Below are 21,443 nucleotides of genomic sequence, written 5' to 3' on the forward strand. Positions count from 1 at the left end.
AGGTTTTTTCGTTTCCGGGCCACCCGCACCCGGGCGCGAGCGAAGGACCGGCCCGGCGTGGCCACCACCAGGGACCACAACAGCTTCGCCTCGAAAGGCGCACCATGACCGACCTCCACGTCTACGACACCACCCTGCGCGACGGTGCGCAGCAGGAGGGGCTCAACCTCTCGGTGACCGACAAGCTGGCGATCGCCGCCTACCTGGACGAGCTCGGCGTGGGATTCATCGAAGGTGGCTGGCCGGGTGCGAACCCGAAGGACACCGAGTTCTTCGCCCGGGCACGCACCGAGTTGCAACTGCAGAACGCCACACTTGCCGCGTTCGGTTCCACCCGGCGCGCCCACGGCGTCGCGGCCGACGACCCGCAGGTCCGTGCGCTGCTCGACGCGCAGACCGATGTGGTGACGCTGGTCGCCAAGTCGCACTCGCGGCACGTCACCGAGGCGCTGCACACCACGCCCGAGGAGAACCTCGCGATGATCCGGGACACGGTGAGTTTCCTGACCCGCGAAGGGCGTTCGGTCTTCCTCGACGCCGAGCACTTCTTCGACGGCTACCGCACCGACCCGGCATACGCACTCGAAGTCGTGCACACCGCCGCGGCCGCCGGCGCCCAGGTGATCGCGCTCTGCGACACCAACGGCGGCATGCTGCCACCGCAGGTCACCGATGTCGTCGGTGCGGTGCTCGAGAGCACGCGAGCCCGGCTCGGCATCCACTGCCACAACGACACCGGCTGCGCCGTCGCGAACTCGCTGGCTGCCGTCGAGGCCGGCGCCAGCCACGTGCAGGGCACCATCAACGGGTATGGCGAACGCACCGGCAACGCCGACCTGGTGACCGTCGTCAGCAACCTGCAGCTCAAGCTCGGTCAGCAGGTGATCGCGCCGGAGCGGCTGGGCCGTGCGCTGCACCTGAGCCACGCGATCAGCGAGGTCACGAATATCGTTCCCTACGGGCGCCAGCCGTATGTAGGGGCGAGCGCGTTCGCGCACAAGGCCGGCCTGCACGCGTCGGCCCTGAAGGTCGACCCCGATCTCTACCAGCACACCGACCCGGCCCTGGTCGGCAACTCGATGCGCACGCTGGTGTCCGACATGGCCGGGCGCGCAAGCATCGAGCTGAAGGCCAAGGAACTCGGCTACGACCTGACCCACGATCCGGAGCTGGCCGCGCGCACCGTCACGCGGGTCAAGGACCTGGAGCAGCAGGGCTGGACCTTCGACGCGGCCGATGCGACCTTCGAGCTGCTGTTGCGCGAGGAGGTCACGGGGGAGTCGCTGACGTACTTCGACACCGAGACCTGGCGAGTCATCATGGACTCGGCCTCGGACAGGGGTCCGTCGCTGTCGGAGGCGACGGTGAAGCTGTCCGCCGCGGGCCGGCGGGTCGTGGCCACGGGCGAGGGCAACGGCCCGGTCAACGCCCTGGACCACGCGCTGCGCGAGGCGCTCGCGGACGCCTACCCGGAGCTCGCGGCATTCGAGCTGACCGACTTCCGGGTGCGGATCCTGGATGCGTCGCACGGCACCGACGCCACCACCCGGGTGCTCATCGAGACCAGCGACGACAACGGCAGCTGGCAGACCATCGGGGTCGCCCCGAACATCGTCCACGCCAGCTGGCTGGCGCTCGTGGACTCCTTCACCTACGGCTTGCTCAAGCGGGGCATCGAACCTAGGAAATAGGCACGTCGGCCTTCAGGATGTCGTCGCACACCTCGATCAGTCGGGCCCGCAGCGCCTGCCCGCGGGCGGCGAATTCCTTTTGCCGGCGCACGTATTCGGCCTTGCCCTCGGGCGTCTCGATGCGCACGGGCTGATAGCCCAGCTCGCTCAGGTCGTATGGCGAGGCCTCCATGTCGAGCACTCGCACGTCGCGGGCCAGCTCGAAGCAGTCGAGCACCAGAGCGCTCGGGACCGCGGGCGACAGCTTGTAGGCCCACTTGTAGAGGTCCATGCCGGCGTGCAGGCAGCCCGGCTGCTCCAACGCGACCTGCTGCTCGCGGGTGGGCTGCACCGTGTTGCGCGGTCGAGCGTCCTCGGTGAAGAAGCGGAACGCGTCGTAGTGCGAGCACCGCACCGTATGACGCTCCACCACCTCGTCGGTGCCGGTGCTGCCCAGGCGCAGCGGCCAGTCCTCGTGGCGGACGTCGCCGGCCCGGTAGACCATCGCCCACTCGTGCAGCCCGAAGCAGCCGAGGGTCGGCGGTCGGTCCGCAGTGGCAGCGAGCAGTGACCGGATGAAACGCACTGTCGGCGCACGCTTTTCGAGGAAGAGGGCCAGATCGACCTCCGCAGCCCCATCGACCGTCCGGTAGAGCGGCCAGCCGGCGTGCTCCGCGGCGTCCTCGAGGCCGACCCCGACGCCGGGATGCCAGCGCCGCAACAGCCGCGGCCGGTGCGAGTAGTAGGTGAAGAGGAAGTCCTCCACCGGATGCGACCTGCCGCCCTTGCGGCGCTGCCGGTGCGCTGCGGTCAGCTCATCGACCCGGCGCTCATGCGCCGCGGCGAGCGGGGCCCAGGCGGCATACGACAGAGGGGAGGACATCGGCGCGAGTCTACTTTCGCGAAGTCGTGTGGGCTGCGTCACTTCCGTCGTTAGAGTGAGCCTGCTCGGGCCGGACCGTCGAAGGAGCGCCTCATGCGCCGTCAGCTCACCCTCGTTGTCGTCGTCGCCGCTGCGGCCGCCACTGTCGCCCTGCCGGCGGAGTCGGCGAACGCCATGCCGGTGGAGTCGGCGACCGCTGCGCCCATCGGCCCGGCACACGGCAACGCGCCGGCCCCGAAGTGGTACCTCGCGCTCGGCGACTCCCTCGCCGCGGGCTACCAGCCGGGCACCGGCGACGACAAGACCGGCGGCTACGTCGGTGGGGCCCTGGCGATGCTCAAGCAGCAGAACAAGAGCGTCAAGCTGACCAACCTCGCGTGTTCCGGCGAGACCACCACGACGTTCACGACCGGGACGCGATGCCCGGCCGAACGCAGCCAGCAGGACCAGGCCCTGCACTTCCTCAAGGGTCACCGCAACCAGGCCGGCGTCATCACGATCGACCTCGGCTCCAACGACATCGACACCTGTGTCAAGGGCGGGGCCATCGACCAGACCTGCATCGCCGGCGGCCTGCAGTCGGTCTCGGCCAATCTGCCGCCCATCCTGCAGAAGCTGCACGCCGCAGCGCCGAACGCCCGGATCGTCGTCCTTAACTACTACAACCCCTTCCTCGCCGCCTACCTGCTCGGCCCGGCCGGCCAGACGGTCGCGCAGCAGTCCGCGTTCCTCGCGACGATCTTCAACGGCGAGATCTCCCAGGCGGCGGCCACGATCAATGCACCGATCGCCGATGTCGCCGCAGCCTTCGAGAGCGACGACTGGGCGCCGGTCAGCACACCGTCGTTCGGGGTGCTGCCCACCAACGTCGCCCGGATCTGCGAGTGGACCTGGATGTGCACGAAGCAGAACATCCACGCCAACGACGCCGGGTACGCCGTGATGGCGTCGGCGCTCGCGCCATACCTGACGTCCTGAGCGGAAGATCCGTCGGTAGGGTGACTCGGTGCGCATCGCGAGATACACCACTGGTGAGGACCCGACGTTCGGGCTGGTCGACGGAGCCGGCGAGAAGATCGCCGAGATCTCCGGGGATCCGCTCTACACCAAGATCCAGCTGACCGGCGTCACGACGACCGTCGACGAGGTGCGCCTGCTGTCGCCGGTGATCCCGCGCTCCAAGGTGATCGGCATCGGTCGCAACTACGCCGAGCACGCCGCCGAGCTGGGCCACGACGTGCCCGAGCAGCCGCTGATGTTCCTGATCCCCAACACCGCCGTCGCCGGCCCCGGCGACCCGGTCGTCATGCCGCCGCAGTCCGAACGCGTCGACTACGAGGGCGAACTCGCGGTCGTCATCGGCCGCATGTGCAAGGACATCGAGCCGGACGAGGCGCGGTCGGTGATCTTCGGTTACACCTGCGCCAACGACGTCACCGCGCGTGATCTGCAGAAGTCCGACGGTCAGTGGTCGCGCGCCAAGGGCTTCGACACCTTCTGCCCGCTCGGCCCGTGGATCGAGACCGACCTGGACCCGACCGAGCAGCACGTGGTCACCAAACTCGACGGCGAGACCGTCCAGGACGGCACGTCGGCCGACATGATCTTCGACGTCGCGACACTGGTCTCGCACGCGTCCAAGGCGTTCACGCTGCTGCCCGGCGACGTCATTCTGACCGGCACCCCCGAGGGCGTCGGTCCGGTGCAGCCCGGCCAGCGCGTGTCGGTCGAGATCGGTGACATCGGCGTCCTCGAGAACCCGTTCGTGCGCCACAACGCCGAGGACTGAACCATCCGCAATGTGACGCGTTCGACGCCCGAACCGGTCGGTGCAACTGCCCGAACGCCTTAGGCTGGAATTCGTGTCCGATACGCCGATTCGTTCCTCATCGTCGATCGGACCTGTCTCCGATCAGGCATCCTTCGGTCGCGAAAGTGCACCGATCGGAATCTTCGACAGCGGGTACGGCGGTCTGACCGTCGCCCGCGCGGTGCTCGACCAGTTGCCCCACGAGTCCATCGTCTATCTCGGTGACACCGCCCGTGCGCCATACGGTCCGCGGCCCATCGGCGAGGTGCGCGCGCTCGCGCTGGAATGCCTCGACCGGCTCGTCGACCATGGCGTCAAGGCGCTGGTGATCGCCTGCAACACCGCATCGGCCGCGGTGCTGCACGATGCGCGTGAGCGGTATGACGTCCCGCTCATCGAGGTCATCCGCCCGGCCGTGCGGCGTGCGGTGCGCGCCACCAACAACGGTCGGGTCGGGGTCATCTCGACCCGTGGCACCCACCAGTCACGCGCCTACCCGGACGCGTTCGCGGCGGCGCCCGACCTGCATGTCGTCAGCGTTCCCTGCCCCCGTTTCGTGGAGTTCGTCGAGGCCGGCACGACCGGCGGCCCGGAGCTGCTGGAGTGCGCCCGGTCCTACCTCGAGCCGCTGAAGCAGGACGAGGTCGACACCCTGGTGCTCGGGTGCACGCACTACCCGTTGCTGACCGGTGTCATCTCCTACGTGATGGGCGACGGCGTCACGCTGGTGTCGTCCGCGGAGGAGACCGCGAAGGATCTCTACCGCGTGCTCGCCGATGCCGACCTGCTGCGCCCGGACACCTCCGGGACGCCCGGCCATTCGTTCACCACCACCGGCGATCCGGACCAATTCCGAAGGCTGGCAAGGCGATTCCTCGGTCTGGGTCCAGAGTTCGATCACGTCTTCGCCGGCAACATACGGCATGGAAGTTACGCACGAGAAAGGCAGGAGGCATGAGAGCCGACGCGTTGCGCGGAGCTTGCGACTCGCAACGCAGACGGATTTCAAGCCTCGGCGTGCAGGAGAAGGAGGTCTCGTGAAGCTGACCATCGTGGGCTGTTCCGGCTCCTTCGCCGGACCCGATTCGCCCGCCTCGTCATACCTCGTCCGGGCCGAGCACGAGGGCCGCACGTGGAACCTGCTGCTCGACCTCGGCAACGGCGCACTCGGCAGCCTGCAGCGGTTCATCGATCCGCTCGACATCGACGCCGTCGTGCTGTCCCACCTGCACCCGGACCACTGCGCCGACCTGTCCGGCCTGCACGTCGTGCTGCGCTATCACCCGGTCAGCCCGCAGTCGGTGACCGTGCCCGTGTGGGGGCCCGCCGGCACCGGACTGCGCATCGCCCGCGGCGCCGGTGTCACCGACGAGGAGGCCACCGACCCGTCGCTGCTGGAGCCGGAGTTCGACTTCCGCGAGCTCGCCGACGGGGTGTCGTTCACGGTCGGGCCGTTCACCGTCACGTCATACCGGGTCAACCACCCGGTGGAGGCGTACGGCCTGCGGGTCGAGGCCGATGGCAAGGTGCTCGCCTACACCGGTGACACCGACAGCACGCCCGCGCTCACGCCGCTGCTCGCCGGTGCCGATCTGGCGCTCGCGGACTCGGCGTTCTGCGACGAGCGCGACGATGCCGAGGGCATCCACCTGTCCGGTCGTCGTGCGGCCGAGGCCGCGGTCGCCGCCGGCGGGGTGCAGCGGTTGATGCTCACCCACATCCCCGCGTGGAACGACCCGGACGTGTGCCGGAAGCAGGCCGCCGCCGTATGGACCGGAGACGTCGAGGTCGCGGAGCCGTTCGCGTCATACGACGTCTGAGGCGTATGCCGCGATCACCTGGTCGACTTCACGACCACCACGACGATCGCGACAATGATTAATGCGAGGAGAATCGCGAAGGCGATCTTCACCTTGCTCCACGGCCGTCGACCTTGGACCTCGCCGGTGACGCCGTTGATGAAGACCTGGAACGGGCGGCCCTCGAAGGTCACCGTCAGCAGCCACACCGGCAACAGCAACTGGGCGAAGGTCAGCGAGTTGTAGCGCGTGCGGATCCCGTCGATCCGTTGCTCGTCGCCGCCGATGTCCCGGCGCACGGTGTCGCGGATCTCCTGATCGATCTGGTTGCGGGCTCCGCTCTCGAAGCGCCGGCCGGCGTCCTCGTCATACGTCCGGGCCAGGTGTCCGGCGACGTACTGCGGTGAGTAGGGGCGCGCGGCGGGGATCGGCCACGGGTCGAGCGCGACGAGCTTCTTGTGGTCCAGCCCGGTGTTGGCCGGCTCCAGGACGTCGTGGAAATCGTTGGCGACACGACCGGACACGGGCCACCAGTTGGTGCGGGTCTCGGTGTGCCGGTTGTCGCCGTCGCCGACCTCCACCGTGTAGTGCTCCCCGCGGTGGCCGGTGTAGTCGGTGACGGTCTGGGCGTCATACGTGAAGTAGCTCAGGTAGATGCTGGTGAAGGAGCCGACCTCGCGGTAGGTCTTGAACTCGCGCGGCGCGAACCAGCGGCTGTTGATCCACGTCTTGACGTTCGCCCGGGCGGTCTGCTCGTCGACCTGGAACGGCAGCACCCCGTCCAGTGGCAACCGCTGCGGGGCGCGCTGCAGGTCGTTGCGCTGGATCGGCGTGGCGCAGTAGGGACACTTGGTCGCGGTCAGCGTGCCGTTGAACGACGTTCTGCCGCCACAGTTCTGGCACACGACCTCGCGAGTCAGCGACTGCGCGGCGTGCTTCTCGTCCTCGGCGATGCGCGCGGCCAGCTCCTGCATCGCTCCCTGCAGATCGCGCTTACGGACCGTTCCCTGCGGTGCCGTGATGACCTCGCCGTGACCGCACGAACGGCACAGCAGCCGGTCGTGGCCGGGGTCGTAGAAGAGGTTCGCGCCGCACTGCGGGCACGGGTAGGTGCGGGTCTGCTCGCTCACTTGCAGTTGCGCGGGGTCGCGCAGCGCTCCGGGGTCGGGGAGCTGCGCCGGCTGGGGAAGGGGTGGCGGCTGCGGCAGCTGGACGGGTTGCGGGAGCGGCGGCGGCGTCTCGTCGTCGGTCATCGCATCATTCGGCCGGCGTCGCGGGCGGTGCCTGCGGCGGGGCGGTCGGAGGCAGCGGCGGCGGAGTCGCGGCGAACAGCGGCGCGAGCTCGGGGACCGACGACGCGGCGGCCCAGGCCGGCATACCGGCGGTCCAGACCAGGGTCTGCGGGGTCACCTGACCGGACGCGCGCAACTGGTCGATCGTGAACGGACCCTGCTGTTGGTTGTTCACCGCGATGTGGAAGGTCTTGCCACCCGGCAGCGGCGGGGGACTGCCGGCGGGTTGTCCGCCCAGCGAGCCGGCGGCCTGGCCGGCCATCTGCGCACCCATGGCCGCACCCATGCCGGCGGCCATCATGTCGCCCATCGCGCCGCCGCCGGGGTTGCCCGCGGCGGTCACCATCGCCTCGGCGGCCGTCGCCTGCTGGTAACGCTGCATGTCACCCACGTTGTTCGCCCAGCCGGACGCCTCGACACCCTTGGCGACGCCGCGGGTCATCGCGTTCGTGATCTCGTCGGGCAGGGAGATGTTCATCGTGATGGAGTCGATGCCCAGGCCGTATTCGTCGTCCACCCGCTCGGCGACGAACGATCGCAGCTTGTCGGACAGCTCGACCTGCTTGCCCTGCAGGTCGATCACGCCGAGCTTGGTCTCCATGATCATGTCGGAGAAGGCGAGCGTGATGACCCGGCGCAACAGCTCACCGATCTCGTCGATGTTGACGCGGCTGTCCGTGCCGATGACCTCGCGCAGGAAGATCGCCGGGTCGACGACGCGCACGATGCACAAGCCGTTGGCCCGCAGCTGCACCATTTTGAAATCGGGGTCGCGCACGGTCACGGGATTGGCTGTGCCCCAACGGAAGTCGGTCACCGGGCGAGTGTTGATGAAGTAGACCTCGCTGCGGAACGGGCTGTTGAAACCGTGCTGCCAGCCCTGCAGCGTCGCCATGATCGGGAGGTTCTCGGTGGTCAGCTCGTAGATGCCCGGCCCGAAGCGGTCGGCGAGCTTGCCGGTGTGGACGAACACCGCTTCCTGGCCCTCGCGGACGATGAGCTTCGCGCCGTTCTTGATCTCGTTGTTGTAGCGCGGAAAGCGCCACGCCAGCGCCGAATGTGAGTCGTCGATCCACTCGATGATGTCGACGAGTTCGCCCCTGAGCTTGTCCATGAGTCCCATGACGGACAGCTTAGGTATGGCGCGCGTCCTCCGTGGCGACGATGCCGGCATCGGGCGCGAGATCGAGCCGTTCCAGATCGCGGCTGCCACGCCAGGCAAGTGGTGCGAGCGCACAGCAGGCGAGGACCACCGCGCAGCCGAGCAGCACCGGCTTGATCCCGAAGCCCGCAGCGAGTGGTCCGGCCATGGCGTTGCCGAGCGGCATACCGACGAACGACACGAGGGAGTCCCACGAACTGACCCGCGCCAGCAGATGATGCGGCACGCCGTCCTGGATCGCGGTCTCCCACATCACGCTGAAGAACATCAGCCCGGCATAGCCGATCAGTCCGGTCACGATGACGGTGTCCAGCCGCCCCGGCCACACATAACCGGCCGCCCAGAGCGGCATCAGCGCACAGGTCAGCCAGCCGATGCGCAACGGGTGGCGCGGCCGGGCGCGCAACGCGATCGCGCTGCCGATCAGTCCGCCCGCACCTTCCGCGGCCGCGATGAAACCGAAGGCGTGCGGACCACCGAGATCGCGCAGCGCGATGACCTGCACCAGCACCAGCAGGACGCCGTTCGCGACGTGGTAGACGCCGGCCGCCATCACTCCGACGAAGAGCCAGTCGCGCTCGCGCATCGCCCGCCAGCCCGCGCCCAGATCGGCGACGAAGCTGTCGCCGCTGCCCGTGCGTATGACGGTCGAGCGCACGCGCCATACGGTGGCGCACGAGACCAGGAACGTGACCGCGTTGATGAAGAAACCCGTTGGTGCGCCTGCGAATCCGACAATGACGCCGGCCACGGCTGGTCCGGCCACCAGGCTGAGTCCCTGCAGCACGCTCAGCACGGCGTTCGCCCGCTGGCGCTGGTCGACACGCACCAGGGTCGGCTTCAGCGACTGCATGGCGGGCTGGAAGAACGCCGATGCACCGCCGGACAGTGCGGTGAACGGCGCGAGTGCCCCGAAGGACGCATGTCCGGTCGCGAAGATCATGCCGATGATGGCCGCGAGGACGGCGCGCGCGAGATCCGACCAGATCATCACGGTGCGCGGTGACAGGCGGTCGCTCCAGACACCGCCGGCGAGCGTGAACACCGTGCGGCTGACCATGAGCACGGCCATCAGCGCACCGAGTTCGGAGACCGACCCGCCGTGCAACAGGATGCCGACGGACAGCGCGATCGGCTGGAAGGCACTGCCGAACCACGAGAGTCCCTGTCCGGTGGCGATCAGCCGGAAGTCGAGGGACAGCGGACTGTCTCCGCGGCGTCGTTCCACGAAAACGACGATAGTTCGGTGACGAATAGTTAGTCAACAAACAATTAATCGGCGTACTACCGTGGGTGTATGGCGAAACCCCAGGACTCGGTCGACCTGCACGTCGCGCGGTGGGCTGCACTGTGGGAGGGCAATCCGGCCTTCGACGGCGAAGTCGAAGGGGCGATGACCCGCATGCAGTTCCTGCTGCGAACCAAGAGCCGGCGCGATGCCGCCGCGTTCGCCGGGCAGGACTTCACCCTGGAGGACTACGGCACCCTGCATGCACTGATGGTGCAGCCGTACCCCACGGAGGCGACGCCGACGCAACTTGCCGAGGCGGTGGGCGTCACCAAGGCATCCATGACGGGCCGGCTCGATCGGCTCGAACGGTCCGGGATGATCACCCGCGAGACCGACAGCAAGAACCGGCGCCGGGTCCTGATCCGGCCAACCCGAGCCGGCCGGGAGGCATGGGACAGCTATGTGCACGCGGGGATGCGTCGCGAGCAGGAGGTCCTGGGCGCACTCAGCCAGAAGGAGCTGGTGCAGCTGAACGCATTGCTGCGGAAGGCAGTTCGCGGTTTGGAGTGACGCTGCGCGTCATACGCCAGGGTCCGCGGGCGAAAGCGGCGGCGGCGCCTCCTACCCTGGCAGCATGACTGACGACGTGACCCGACATGACGGCCGTGCCACTGACCAACTGCGCGAGGTGCGCATCACTCGCAACTGGCTCGACCACGCCGAGGGCAGCGTGCTGGTGGAGTTCGGCAAGACCCGCGTCCTGGTGGCCGCGTCATTCACTCCGGGCGTGCCGCGCTGGCTGGCCGGGCAGGGCACCGGCTGGGTGACGGCGGAGTACGAAATGCTCCCGCGCGCGACCAACACCCGCTCCAGCCGCGAGTCGCGCAAGGGGAAGGTCGGCGGGCGCACGCACGAGATCTCCCGGCTGATCGGCCGCTCCCTGCGTGCCGTGATCGACACCAAGGCACTCGGCGAGAACACCATCGTCCTGGACTGCGATGTCCTGCAGGCCGACGGCGGCACCCGCACCGCGTCCATCACCGGGGCGTATGTCGCCCTGGTCGACGCGATCGCCGACGCCCGTGCGCGCGGCCTGATCGCCGCGAAGGCTCAGCCGTTGACCGGGTCGATCGCCGCGATCAGCGTCGGCATCGTGAAGGGGACCCCGGTGCTCGACCTGGACTACCCCGAGGACTCGACCGCCGAGACGGACATGAACGTCGTGATGACCGGCGCCGGCGGCTTCGTCGAGATCCAGGGCACCGCCGAGGGCAAGCCGTTCGACCGCGCCGAGCTGGACTCGCTGCTGGCGCTGGCGGAGAAGGGCATCGGTGACCTGACCAAGCTGCAGCAGGCCGCCCTCGAGGCGCCCGCCCGGGAGCGCTCCTGATGGCCGATCGGGAACGCACGCTCGTCCTGGCCACGCGCAACGAGGGGAAGCTGCGCGAGTTCCGGCAGCTGGTCGCCGAGGTACCGGAGCTGCACGATGTCGAGGTCGTCTCCGTCGGATCCTTCCCCGACCTGGAGGACGTCGTGGAGACCGGCGTGACCTTCCTGGAGAACTCCTCGCTGAAGGCACACGAGGTCGCGAAGGCAACGGGTCTGCCTGCGATCGCTGATGATTCGGGTCTGGCGGTCGATGTTCTCGGCGGCTGCCCGGGAGTGTTCTCGGCACGCTGGTCCGGCACCCACGGAGCGGACCAGGCCAATATCGACCTGCTGCTCGCACAGACCGCGGATGTGCCGGCCGAGCGGCTCACCGCGCACTTCGTGTGCTGCGTGGTGCTCGCGCTCCCGGACGGCACGCAGCGCTCGCGGCTGGGCCAACTGCACGGTGTGATCAGCCGGGACCAGCGCGGCGACAACGGATTCGGATACGACCCGATCTTCGAGCTGCCGGACGGCCGGTCGCTCGCCGAGCTGGGCGCGGAGGAGAAGAACGCGATCTCCCACCGCGGCAATGCCCTGCGGGCGTTGCGGCAAGACCTTACGGAGTTGTTAGGACAGTAGGCCCACCCAGCTGCCGGTGCGACCATGATGACGTGCTCAAGGATCACGTCGACGCGGCGCAGGAATCACAGTCGGAGCCACCCGGGTGGCTGGGGGCCGCGGGTGGGTTCGTGGCCGGCGTCGTCACGGTCGGCTGCGCGGAGTTCCTCGCGGGTGTCTTCCTGCGGCAGGGCTGGAGCGACGGCACCCCGTCACCGGTGCTCGCGGTCGGCGGGGCCTTCATCGACCGGACCCCGCCCTGGCTGAAGACCTTCGCGGTCGACAACTTCGGCACGAATGACAAGCACGTGCTGCTCGGCGGCATCGCCGTGGTGCTGGTGCTGCTCAGCCTGCTCATCGGCTGGTTGCTGCGCCGCTACTTCACCGCCGCGCTGGCGCTCTTCGTGGTGCTGATCGCCGTCGCAGCGGCCGCGGTCACCTCCCGGCCCCACGCCGGTGTGATAGACCTCGTCCCGTTGCTGGCCGGTGCCGTCGGTGGGTTGGCGACGCTGCACCTGTGGCGCGACAACGTGTTGGCGGACGCGGCCCGACCAACGGGCTTCGCTGCCACCCGCCGTTCCGTGCTGGTCGGCGGGGGAGCCGCCCTGGGGGCTGCACTGCTCGGTGTCCTGGGCAGGGCGTGGAGTGAGAGCGCGCGTGCGGTGCAGTCGGCTCGTGCGGCGTTCGTGATGCCGCGGGTCCCGAAGGCACGCCAGGTCACGGTGCCCGAGGGCGCGTCCGTGGGTGTGTCGGGCGTGACGCCATACATCGTGCCGAACGGGAGCTTCTATCGGATCGACACGGCGCTCGTGGTGCCGCAGGTCGACCCGGCGTCGTGGAAGCTGCGCGTCACGGGAATGGTTGACCACGAGATCGAAATCGACTGGAACACCTTGCTTTCCAAGCCGATGCAGGAAGCGATGGTCACCCTGATGTGCGTCTCGAACGAGGTCGGGGGTCATCTCAACGGCAACGCGATCTGGACCGGTTGGCCGGTGCGCGAGCTGCTCGCCCAAGCCGGCGTCCAGCCGGGTGCCGACATGGTGCTGTCGCGCAGCGTCGACGGGTTCACCGCCGGCACGCCGCTCGGCGCGATGACCGACGATCGCAACGCGCTCATCGCAGTGGCGATGAACGGCGAGGCGTTGCCGGCCGAGCACGGATTCCCGGTGCGCCTGGTGGTGCCGGGTCTGTACGGCTACGTGTCCGCCACGAAATGGCTCACCGAGCTGAAGCTGACGACCTTCGAGAAGGATCAGGGCTACTGGACCCCTCGCGGCTGGTCGCCGCTCGGGCCGGTGAAGACGGCGTCCCGCATCGATGTGCCGCACGGCGGGGCGAAGGTCGATGCCGGCATGGTCGCGGTCGCCGGGGTGGCGTGGCGCCAGCATGTCGGCATCTCCAAGGTGCAGGTGCGGGTCGACGGCGGCGCCTGGCAGGACGCGCAACTCGGTGCCGGTGCGAACGCGGACGTATGGCGCCAGTGGGTCTTCGAGTGGAACGCGAAGCGCGGCCACCACACGCTCACCGTGCGGGCCGTGGACAAGAGGGGCGAGGTCCAGATCGCTGCGTCGGCACCCCCGGCGCCCAACGGCTCGACGGGATACCACTCGATCTCGGTCACTGTGCGGTGAGACCATGCGGCGATGGCTGAACTCGCCGACCGCGCCGACCTGCCCACTCCGATCCTGATCCGTCGCGCAACCGAAGCGGATCGTCCGGTGCTGGAACGACTGTGGCTGCTGTTCCGGCACGACATGTCCGCGGTGACGCCGACCCTGCCGAACCCGGACGGCTCGTTCCGGAGCGAGCGGCTGGAAGCAGCCCTCAGCGAATCCGGTTGGCAGGCTTGGCTGTTGACGTTCGGCGAGCGGCCGGGCGGTTTCGCGATCATTCGTGGACTCGATCAGCCGGTGCGCGTGCTCAACAGCTTCTTCGTCGTCGCCGGCGCTCGTGGGCACGGGGTCGGCTTCGACTTCGCCCGCGCGCTGCTGGGGGAGCACCCCGGGCGCTGGGACATCGCCTACCAGGACGAGAATCCGGCAGCTGTCCGATTGTGGCCGGCGGTCGCCGCGAGTCTGGATGCGTCATACACAGTGGAGCGCCGGGCGGTGCCCGGGGTTCCCGATGCGTCTCCGGATGTGTGGGTGTCCCTGACCGTGTGACGCCGAAATGCGTTGGCGGTGCGCCAGTTGTCGCGGCTAGCGTGCCTCGTATGCCGGTGGACTTCGTCGCAGTGACGTTCGACGTCGATGACGTGCCGGCAACTGCGAGGTTCTGGGGCCGTTTGCTCGATCGCCGGCCGCGGCCGGATCGTGGCGGCATCCTGCTGGCGGGTGACGACACCCAGGTGGGCCTGCGGTTCGCGTCGGCGCGCGGCGGTGCGGCAGGTCAGGACCAGCTGCATCTCCACCTGACCAGTGACGGCGCCCAGGGGCAGGACGAGATCGTCTCCCGAGTCCTGGGACTCGGTGGCGAACTCGCCGACGTCGGCCAACTCCCCGAGGAGGACCACGTCGTGGTGGCCGATCCCGACGGCACGGCCTTCTGCGTCATACCACCCGGAAACAACTTCCTCTCCGGCTGTGGCTTCCTCGGCGAGGTCAGCTGCGACGGCTCCCGCGAGGTCGGGCTCTTCTGGCGCGACGCCCTCGGCTGGGAGCTGGTGTGGGACGAGAACGGGGAGACCGCGATCCAGTCGCCGTACGGCGGCACGAAGCTGGCATGGGGCGGCCCGCCGATCGAGCCGAAGTCGGCGCGGATGCGCCAGCGGTTCGTGTTGTCAGCAGCCGATCCGTCGGCCGAGGCGAAGCGGCTGACCGCGCTCGGCGCAACCGTGCTCGACGATCGGCAGGACGAGATCGAACTCGCCGATCCGGACGGACGCGAGTTCTCGCTCCGACCGCGCTGAGCTGCCTGCCGATCGTGCGGGGACCTTTCCGCACCATGTGCAGTCCCGAAGTCGGAGAACGCGTTTCATCCGTTCACGGGCCAGCAGCAGGTGCGCTCCAGCGCACTTCCTGCTGGCCCTTGAATCGTGGGACCGGTATCAACCGCGGAGCACGTCGGTGAAGTGGTCGACGGTCGGCACCGGGTCGTAGAAGTGGTGCAGCGCCGCACGCCACAGCTGGTAGTCCTCCGACTGGCGGAAGCCGACGGTGTGGTCGGTGAGCTCGTCCCACTGCACCTGCAGCAGGTACTCATTCGGACGCTCGACGCATCGCGCGAGCCGTAGATCGCGAAAGCCCTTCTGTCGGCTGATGATCGGTATGGCGCTCGCGAAGGCTCGCTCGAACGCCGGCTCCTGGCCGGGTCGCACCGGAAGGGTGACGGACTCGAGGATCGGGGAAGCGCTGCCGTTGTCGGCGGCACGTGTGGTCATGCCGACGAAGGTACTTCACGAAGGCCGGCCCGGCCCCGCCGGTCGCGTGGCAGGCTGACGGCATGACTTCGATCTCCCTGCCCGACGGACGTGCTCTCGACATACTCGTGAACGGTGCCGATGACGGCCCGGTCCTGGTCTTCCATCACGGAACGCCGGGATCGCTTCTCCCGCGCAAGGTCATGGTGGAGCAGGCCACCGAGCGGGGCGTTCGCCTGGTCACGTATTCCCGTGCGGGGTATGGCGATTCGGCTCGTCAGGCAGGTCGCAAGGTTGCCGACATCGCAGCCGACGTGACCGCGATCCTGGATCACCTCGGCGTCGAGAAGGCGATGACCGCCGGTTGGTCCGGTGGCGGGCCGCACGCGCTGGCAACGGGCGCGCTGCTGCCCGACCGCATCACCGGCGTGCTGAGCATCGCGGGGGTGGCGCCATACGACGCGGAGGACCTGGACTTCCTCGGCGGGATGGGCGAGGGCAACATCGAGGAGTTCGGTGCGTCCCTCAAGGGCGAGGCCGAGCTGCGCCCGCTGCTCGACGGGATGCGCGAGGAGCTGAAGAACGCCACACCGGAAGCGATCCTCGGCGAGCTCAGCACGCTGCTTCCGGACGTCGACCGCAAGCAGATCACCGACGAGGCCGGGGAGGAGATGGCCGCGAACTTCCGCGAGGCGCTGAAGAACGGTGTCGACGGCTGGGCCGACGACGACCTGGCCTTCACCGTGCCGTGGGGTTTCGACCTCGCCGCGATGCGCGTGCCGACGTTCGTCTGGCAGGGCAGTGCCGACCTGATGGTGCCGTTCGCCCACGGGCAGTGGCTCGCGGCGAACGTGCCGGGTGCGACCGCACACCTGCTGGAGGGCGAGGGGCACCTGTCGATCGGGATCGGTGCAATGCCGCAGATGCTGGACGAGCTCCGCGCAACCTACTGACACGCGTCGGCCGAAGGACGCGCCAGAAAGCACAGGGCACGAGTAGGGACAGGGACGAGGAACGAGTCCCATCCCTATTCGTGCGCGAGGCGGGACTCGAACCCGCACACCCGAAGGCACCAGAACCTAAATCTGGCGCGTCTACCTGTTCCGCCACTCGCGCGCGCCGCAAAGTCTACGACGTGGGTGAGCGACCTCAGACGGCGCGGAAGATCCCCACGAAGAACGTGTCGTCACCCGGCTCCGGTCGCAGGTCGTATGTCGCGAAGCGTGACTCCAGCTGCCAGCCACCGCCCTCCGCGTCGGCGATGAACTCGTCCGCGGGGTAGCTGCGCCGGCCGGTGTCGCCGCCGTCCTGATGGAATCCGACGAGCAGGCGGCCTTCCGGCGTCACCACGGTGCGGAGGGCGGCGAGCACGGCGGGTTCGGAGTCCTCGGCGAGGAAGGTCATGACGTTGCCGACACACACGATCAGGTCGTATGCCGTGGGAAACTCCTGCGCTGCAAGGGATTCCGGGCTGACGTCCTCCAGCCGGAGCTGTGCGACCGGCAACGCCGGATAGGTCTTGCCGGCCTGTGCGAGCAGCTCGGCGTCGAGGTCCACGCCATAGGCGTCGTGACCGGCCTCCTCGAGAGCGGCCGCAATGCGTCCCATCCCGCAACCTGCATCGAGCACGGTGCCGGAGCGGGGCAGCAGCGTGTCGGCGAGTCGTGCTTCGCCGGTGATGTCGACGCCGTCCTTGAGCAGCTGCGCGAAGCGTGCGCCGTAGCCGTGGTGGCCCTGCTCCCAGCGGGACGGATTGCTCATGGATTCGTTCATGCGAGCTTCAACGCCTTCGACAGGGAGGCGACGTGTCCGGTGGCCTTGACGTTGTAACGGGCCAGCTCGACCTTGCCGTCGGGATCCACGACGATGGTCGACCGGATCACGCCGACGACCGTCTTGCCGTAGAGCTTCTTCTCGCCATACGCGCCGTAGGCCTCGAGCACTTCCTTGTCGGGGTCGGCGAGCAGCGGATAGGTCAGCGACTCCTTCTCGACGAACTTGGCGAGCTTCTCCGGCTTGTCGGGGGAGACGCCGATGACTTCGTAGCCGGCGCCCTGCAGGATTGCGAGCGAGTCGCGGAAGTCGCAGGCCTCCTTGGTGCATCCGGGGGTCATCGCGGCGGGGTAGAAGAAGATGACCAACCGCTTCCCGGCGAAGTCGCCGAGCGAGACCTGCTTCCCGGTGTCCGAAGTGAGCGTGAACGCCGGTGCCTTGTCGCCGATCTCGAGCCGAGCCATCGTGATCCTCCTTGAGAGGTGTGTTGTCGCTGCGAACTGGAAGTTTATTCGGGGAGCGGGACAGGACCATCGGCCCCTACTGCGTTATCGTCTCAGGCGAGCCTGACACGCGCGGCGCGACCGTGTGCCCACTGAACTCGAGTCGAGGAGAGACCATGGCTGACAAGGCCCCCGCGAAACCTGCCACCCGTTCCGCCAAGGACATCGAGGCGGATCTGGCGGCGACGCGCGAGCGGCTGGCGGGCACGATCGATGAGCTGGCGTTCCGCGCGCAGCCCAAGGAGCTCGCCAAGCGCCAGGTGGAGGACGTGAAGCTGAAGGTGGGTGGCATCACCCACACGCCGGACGGCGAGCTCAACACCCAGAAGCTGGCCATCGGGCTCGGCGGAGTCTCCGCTGCGCTGCTGACGCTGGGACTGCTTCGTCGCGCACGTGGCTGAAGTCAGCTCGGGCGGTTCGCCCGTTCCGGGCAACCTGCCCATCAAGATGCTGCACGACCGGGTGCTCGTCTCCGCCGACAGTGACGGCGGCGAGCGCAAGTCCGGTGGTGGCATCGTCATACCCGCCACCGCATCGGTCGGCAAACGTCTGGCCTGGGCGCAGGTCGTCGCGGTCGGCCAGCATGTGCGGCAGGTCAAGGTCGGCGATCGCGTGCTCTTCGACCCCGAGGAGCGTGCCGAGGTCGAGCTGCAGAGCCGGACCTACTTGTTGCTGCGCGAGCGTGACCTGCACGCCGTCGCCGCGCAGCGGGTCGAGACCGGTAATACCGGTTTGTATCTCTAGCCCTGCACCTCGGCGCGGGCTTCCTCGAACGCCTTGACGCACGCACGCACGTCGTCCTCGCTGTGCGCGGCCGAGAGCTGCACGCGGATGCGTGCCTTGCCCTGCGGCACCACCGGGTAGGAGAACGCGATCACGTAGACGCCGCGTCGCAGCATCGCGTCGGCGATCTGAGCGGCCTGCCGCGCGCCGTCCTCGCCCTCGAACATCACCGGCGTGATCGGGTGACTGCCGGGCAGCACCTCGAAGCCCGCCTCGGTCATCATCGCCCGGAAGAGGACCGTGTTGGCGACCAGCTTCTCCCGCTGCTCGCGTGAGTTCCCTGCGATCTCAAGGGCTTTCATCGAGCCGGCAACGACTGATGGTGCGACGGCGTTCGAGAAGAGGTAGGGGCGCGACCGCTGGCGCAGCAGGTCGACGATCTCCTGGTGCGCGGCGACATACCCACCGGACGCCCCGCCGAGCGCCTTGCCGAGCGTTGCGGTGACGATGTCGACCCGGTCCATCGTGCCGGTGTATTCCGGAGTCCCGCGGCCGCCCTCACCGACGAAGCCGATGGCGTGCGAGTCGTCCACCATCACCAGCGCGCCGAATTCCTCTGCCAGATCGCAGATCTCGGCAAGCGGTGCGTAGTAGCCATCCATCGAGAAGACACCGTCGGTGACAACCACCGTATGGCGCGCGCCCGCCTCCTTCGCGGCCTCCAGCTGGGCGCGCAGGTCGCTCATGTCGGCGTTCCGGTAGCGGAACCGCTTCGCCTTCGACAGTCGTATGCCGTCGATCAGCGATGCGTGGTTCAGCGCGTCGGAGATGATCGCGTCCTCCGCGCCGAAGAGCACCTCGAAGATGCCGCCGTTGGCGTCGAAGCAGGAGGAGTAGAGGATCGCGTCGTCGGTGCCGACGAAGGCCGCGATCTTGTGTTCGAGCTCGCGGTGCTGGGTCTGCGTGCCGCAGATGAAGCGCACACTCGCCATACCGAAACCCCACTGGTCCAACGCATCCCGCGCCGCTGAGACGACGTCCGGGTGGTCGGCCAGCCCGAGGTAGTTGTTGGCGCAGAAGTTCAGTGCCTCGGCCCCGGCGGTCTGCACCTTCGCAGACTGCGGCGACGACAGCTCACGCTCGTGCTTGGTCAGGCCGGCGTCCTCGATCTCCTGCAGGGTGGCGACGAGGGCTTCCTTGTTGGCGTACATGACCTGTGTCAGCTCCAATCCATGACGACTTTGCCGCACTCGCCGGAGCGCGCGGCGTTGAACGCGTCCTGCCACTTCTCGGCGGGGAAGCGGTGGGTGATGACCGAGTGCACGGCGTTCGCCAGTGCGGGTGACGACTGCAGCATCGCGCTCATGGCGTACCAGGTGTCGTACATCTCGCGGCCGTAGATGCCCTTGATGGTCAGCATGTGGGTGATGACCCGGCCCCAGTCGATCGCGAAGGGATCGCCGGGCAGCCCGAGCATCGCGATGCGACCGCCGTGATTCATATTGTCGATCAATTCGCTGACAGCAGAAGGGTTTCCGGACATCTCCAGGGCGATGTCGAAGCCTTCGCGCATGCCGAGGTCGGCCTGTGCGTCGGAGATGCGTTCCCGGCTCACGTTGACGACCCGGTCGGCGCCGGCCTCCTTGGCCAGCTGCAGGCGGTAGTCGCTGACGTCGGTCACCACGACATACCGCGCCCCGACGTGCTTGGCGATCGCGGCACCCATGACGCCGATGGGCCCGGCGCCGGTGACCAGCACGTCCTCACCCGCGATGGGGAAGGAGAGCGCGGTGTGGGTGGCGTTGCCGAACGGGTCGAAGACGGCGCCGACGTCGGGGTCCATGTCGTCCGGCTGCACCCAGACGTTCGAGGCGGGTATGACGACGTAGTCAGCGAACGCGCCATTGCGGTTGACACCGACCGAGCTGGTGCGGATGCACAGGTGTCGCCGGCCGGCGCGGCAGTTGCGGCATTCGCCGCACACGACGTGGCCTTCGCCGGAGACGCGCTGGCCGACCTGCACGCTCGTGACCCCGGGTCCGATGTCGACGACCTCACCGAAGAATTCGTGGCCGATGATCAGCGGCGGCTTGACGGTCGCGGCGGCCCAGTCGTCCCAGCCCTCCAGGTGCAGGTCGGTGCCGCACAGGCCCGCCCGCCATACCTTGATCTTGACCTCGCCCGGCCCTGCGGTCGGCTCGGGGGCATCGATCAGCTCCAAGCCCGGCTGGGCACCTGTCTTCGCCAGTGCACGCACGGCGGACAGTCTGCTACGTCACGCTGTCCAGCATGTGAGCGGGGTTGTGGACGTGTTGGCGACACGGCTGGCGCTCTGGTTAGGTAAGGCTCGCCTAAATCCCAAACGGAGGTTCAGATGAGCGTAGACACCAGCCAGTCACCCGCATCCTTGTCCCATCCCGCGTCGCCGACACCGGCTCGCCGGCCCGGGGCCGAGCTGCGTCCCGCCGCCCTCGCGGTGGTCCGGATGCTGCTCGGATTCGTCTTCCTGTGGGCGTTCCTCGACAAGGCGTTCGGCCTCGGCCTCGCCACCGCGGGGGAGCAGGCGTGGGTGCGGGGAGGGTCGCCGACGAGCGGGTTCCTGGGCAGCGTCGACGGCACCTTCGCCGGTCCGTTCCACGCGATGGCGGGGCACGCCTGGGTGGACTGGTCATTCATGTCCGGGATGCTGCTGGTTGGCGCGGCGCTCCTGTCGGGCATCGCGCTGCGCCTCGCGGCGGTGGGGGCGACCATGCTGATGGGCTCACTGTGGCTCGCCTCGCTACCGCTCGAGAACAACCCCTTCGTCGACGAGCACATCCTGTATGCCGCGACGGCGATCGCGCTCGCCGCCTGCCGGGCCGGCCACACGTGGGGCCTCGGCGGGAAGTGGTCCGAGGTCGCCGTCCGCTCGGGCCTGCGCTGGCTCGCCTGAGGCCGCTCGGCGCGTGCCGCTGCACAAGCCGGTGCACGCGAGAAACGTTGAAGGCCAGGACACTTCGTGTGTCCTGGCCTTCGGCTGGTGCGCCATCAGGGACTCGAACCCCGAACCCGCTGATTAAGAGTCAGCTGCTCTGCCAATTGAGCTAATGGCGCTCGTTCAACGCCTGAGAAAGATAGCAGGACCGACCGGCAGAAATGAAATCGAGGGTCGCACCCGTCGCCACACCGGTCCCAGCCATGCCCGAACCGGCTTCGCAACTGCAGTAGGTTTCGGAGTCGAGCCAGACTTTGACCCCGATCGAAGGAC

General features: G+C 68.4%; 24 protein-coding genes and 2 tRNA genes. 15 read left to right on the forward strand and 11 right to left on the reverse strand.

What is annotated here, in order from left to right; all coding sequences use genetic code 11:
- Positions 1 to 104: 104 nt before the first annotated feature.
- A complete protein-coding gene (gene cimA / locus VG502_RS14500; RefSeq protein ID WP_325550782.1) occupies positions 105 to 1,691 on the forward strand; it encodes a citramalate synthase in 1,587 nt (528 codons plus the stop codon).
- Here the strand turns inward: cimA and VG502_RS14505 are convergent.
- Positions 1,681 to 2,553, reverse strand: a complete 873-nt coding sequence (locus VG502_RS14505) for a 3-methyladenine DNA glycosylase (protein ID WP_325550783.1) — start codon at positions 2,551 to 2,553, stop codon at positions 1,681 to 1,683. The two genes, cimA and VG502_RS14505, sit on opposite strands and share 11 nt — an antisense overlap.
- Before the next feature lie 93 nt (positions 2,554 to 2,646).
- Here VG502_RS14505 and VG502_RS14510 point away from each other — a divergent pair, with 93 nt between their 5' ends.
- From VG502_RS14510 to VG502_RS14525, 4 genes are all read left to right on the forward strand, one after another.
- Complete coding sequence (locus tag VG502_RS14510; protein WP_325550784.1) at positions 2,647 to 3,531, forward strand: SGNH/GDSL hydrolase family protein; 885 nt, start codon at positions 2,647 to 2,649, stop codon at positions 3,529 to 3,531.
- Between the two features lie 28 nt (positions 3,532 to 3,559).
- Positions 3,560 to 4,342, forward strand: coding sequence for a fumarylacetoacetate hydrolase family protein (locus tag VG502_RS14515; protein ID WP_325550785.1), 783 nt, complete (start codon positions 3,560 to 3,562; stop codon positions 4,340 to 4,342).
- Between the two features lie 106 nt (positions 4,343 to 4,448).
- On the forward strand, positions 4,449 to 5,321 hold the full coding sequence (gene murI / locus VG502_RS14520) for a glutamate racemase (RefSeq protein ID WP_325550832.1): 873 nt from the start codon (positions 4,449 to 4,451) through the stop codon (positions 5,319 to 5,321).
- Between the two features lie 79 nt (positions 5,322 to 5,400).
- The gene (locus VG502_RS14525) at positions 5,401 to 6,183 is read left to right on the forward strand and encodes an MBL fold metallo-hydrolase (protein WP_325550786.1); all 783 of its coding nucleotides are present in this window, start codon (positions 5,401 to 5,403) and stop codon (positions 6,181 to 6,183) included.
- 14 nt (positions 6,184 to 6,197) lie between these two features.
- Here the strand turns inward: VG502_RS14525 and VG502_RS14530 are convergent, their stop codons facing one another.
- Genes VG502_RS14530 through VG502_RS14540 form a run of 3 tightly spaced genes read right to left on the reverse strand, consistent with a single transcriptional unit; the run spans position 6,198 to position 9,844 of the window.
- A complete protein-coding gene (locus tag VG502_RS14530; protein WP_325550787.1) occupies positions 6,198 to 7,415 on the reverse strand; it encodes a TFIIB-type zinc ribbon-containing protein in 1,218 nt (405 codons plus the stop codon).
- A 4-nt stretch (positions 7,416 to 7,419) separates the two neighbouring features.
- Positions 7,420 to 8,577: an SPFH domain-containing protein gene (locus tag VG502_RS14535; protein WP_325550788.1), complete on the reverse strand. Its 1,158-nt coding sequence runs from the start codon at positions 8,575 to 8,577 to the stop codon at positions 7,420 to 7,422.
- Positions 8,578 to 8,587: 10 nt separating this feature from the next.
- Positions 8,588 to 9,844 (reverse strand): MFS transporter, encoded by a 1,257-nt coding sequence (locus tag VG502_RS14540; protein WP_325550789.1) that lies wholly within the window; start codon positions 9,842 to 9,844, stop codon positions 8,588 to 8,590.
- 69 nt (positions 9,845 to 9,913) lie between these two features.
- Here VG502_RS14540 and VG502_RS14545 point away from each other — a divergent pair, with 69 nt between their 5' ends.
- From VG502_RS14545 to VG502_RS14570, 6 genes are all read left to right on the forward strand, one after another.
- Positions 9,914 to 10,417, forward strand: coding sequence for a MarR family winged helix-turn-helix transcriptional regulator (locus VG502_RS14545; RefSeq protein ID WP_325550790.1), 504 nt, complete (start codon positions 9,914 to 9,916; stop codon positions 10,415 to 10,417).
- A 64-nt stretch (positions 10,418 to 10,481) separates the two neighbouring features.
- Positions 10,482 to 11,237: a ribonuclease PH gene (gene rph / locus VG502_RS14550; protein WP_325550791.1), complete on the forward strand. Its 756-nt coding sequence runs from the start codon at positions 10,482 to 10,484 to the stop codon at positions 11,235 to 11,237.
- A complete protein-coding gene (rdgB, locus tag VG502_RS14555) occupies positions 11,237 to 11,857 on the forward strand; it encodes an RdgB/HAM1 family non-canonical purine NTP pyrophosphatase (protein ID WP_325550792.1) in 621 nt (206 codons plus the stop codon). The genes rph and rdgB overlap by 1 nt, the downstream gene beginning before the upstream one ends.
- A 32-nt stretch (positions 11,858 to 11,889) precedes the next feature.
- Positions 11,890 to 13,470: a molybdopterin-dependent oxidoreductase gene (locus VG502_RS14560; protein WP_325550793.1), complete on the forward strand. Its 1,581-nt coding sequence runs from the start codon at positions 11,890 to 11,892 to the stop codon at positions 13,468 to 13,470.
- Between the two features lie 12 nt (positions 13,471 to 13,482).
- Positions 13,483 to 14,001: a GNAT family N-acetyltransferase gene (locus tag VG502_RS14565; RefSeq protein ID WP_325550794.1), complete on the forward strand. Its 519-nt coding sequence runs from the start codon at positions 13,483 to 13,485 to the stop codon at positions 13,999 to 14,001.
- Positions 14,002 to 14,051: 50 nt separating this feature from the next.
- Complete coding sequence (locus VG502_RS14570) at positions 14,052 to 14,747, forward strand: VOC family protein (protein ID WP_325550795.1); 696 nt, start codon at positions 14,052 to 14,054, stop codon at positions 14,745 to 14,747.
- Between the two features lie 138 nt (positions 14,748 to 14,885).
- Here the strand turns inward: VG502_RS14570 and VG502_RS14575 are convergent, their stop codons facing one another.
- Positions 14,886 to 15,218 (reverse strand): antibiotic biosynthesis monooxygenase family protein, encoded by a 333-nt coding sequence (locus VG502_RS14575; RefSeq protein ID WP_325550796.1) that lies wholly within the window; start codon positions 15,216 to 15,218, stop codon positions 14,886 to 14,888.
- 62 nt (positions 15,219 to 15,280) lie between these two features.
- Between VG502_RS14575 and VG502_RS14580 the strand changes: the two genes are divergently transcribed.
- Positions 15,281 to 16,150 carry an alpha/beta fold hydrolase gene (locus tag VG502_RS14580; RefSeq protein ID WP_325550797.1) on the forward strand — a complete coding sequence of 290 codons (870 nt, stop codon included), beginning with the start codon at positions 15,281 to 15,283 and terminating at the stop codon, positions 16,148 to 16,150.
- A gap of 81 nt (positions 16,151 to 16,231) precedes the next feature.
- Here VG502_RS14580 and VG502_RS14585 read toward each other — a convergent pair.
- The 3 genes from VG502_RS14585 to bcp all read right to left on the reverse strand — a co-directional run bounded on the left by VG502_RS14585 (position 16,232) and on the right by bcp (position 17,434).
- Positions 16,232 to 16,313, reverse strand: a tRNA-Leu gene (locus tag VG502_RS14585).
- A gap of 33 nt (positions 16,314 to 16,346) precedes the next feature.
- Positions 16,347 to 16,958 (reverse strand): class I SAM-dependent methyltransferase, encoded by a 612-nt coding sequence (locus tag VG502_RS14590; protein ID WP_325550798.1) that lies wholly within the window; start codon positions 16,956 to 16,958, stop codon positions 16,347 to 16,349.
- 8 nt (positions 16,959 to 16,966) lie between these two features.
- Complete coding sequence (bcp, locus tag VG502_RS14595) at positions 16,967 to 17,434, reverse strand: thioredoxin-dependent thiol peroxidase (RefSeq protein WP_325550799.1); 468 nt, start codon at positions 17,432 to 17,434, stop codon at positions 16,967 to 16,969.
- Positions 17,435 to 17,589: 155 nt separating this feature from the next.
- On the opposite strand from bcp, the gene VG502_RS14600 reads away from it, so the two are divergent.
- Complete coding sequence (locus tag VG502_RS14600) at positions 17,590 to 17,874, forward strand: DUF3618 domain-containing protein (RefSeq protein WP_325550800.1); 285 nt, start codon at positions 17,590 to 17,592, stop codon at positions 17,872 to 17,874.
- 46 nt (positions 17,875 to 17,920) lie between these two features.
- On the forward strand, positions 17,921 to 18,217 hold the full coding sequence (locus tag VG502_RS14605) for a GroES family chaperonin (RefSeq protein WP_325550833.1): 297 nt from the start codon (positions 17,921 to 17,923) through the stop codon (positions 18,215 to 18,217).
- Here VG502_RS14605 and VG502_RS14610 read toward each other — a convergent pair.
- Positions 18,214 to 19,407: a glycine C-acetyltransferase gene (locus VG502_RS14610; protein WP_325550834.1), complete on the reverse strand. Its 1,194-nt coding sequence runs from the start codon at positions 19,405 to 19,407 to the stop codon at positions 18,214 to 18,216. The two genes, VG502_RS14605 and VG502_RS14610, sit on opposite strands and share 4 nt — an antisense overlap.
- Before the next feature lie 8 nt (positions 19,408 to 19,415).
- A complete protein-coding gene (tdh, locus tag VG502_RS14615) occupies positions 19,416 to 20,453 on the reverse strand; it encodes an L-threonine 3-dehydrogenase (RefSeq protein ID WP_325550801.1) in 1,038 nt (345 codons plus the stop codon).
- A gap of 117 nt (positions 20,454 to 20,570) precedes the next feature.
- Here tdh and VG502_RS14620 point away from each other — a divergent pair, with 117 nt between their 5' ends.
- Entirely contained in the window at positions 20,571 to 21,128 is a 558-nt protein-coding gene (locus VG502_RS14620) for a hypothetical protein (protein WP_325550802.1), read from the forward strand.
- Between the two features lie 85 nt (positions 21,129 to 21,213).
- Here the strand turns inward: VG502_RS14620 and VG502_RS14625 are convergent.
- Positions 21,214 to 21,289: transfer RNA gene (locus VG502_RS14625), tRNA-Lys, on the reverse strand.
- Positions 21,290 to 21,443: the final 154 nt, after the last annotated feature.

Origin of the sequence: Flexivirga sp., from assembly GCF_035551235.1 — a bacterium.
In the GTDB taxonomy this organism is placed as follows: domain Bacteria; phylum Actinomycetota; class Actinomycetes; order Actinomycetales; family Dermatophilaceae; genus Flexivirga.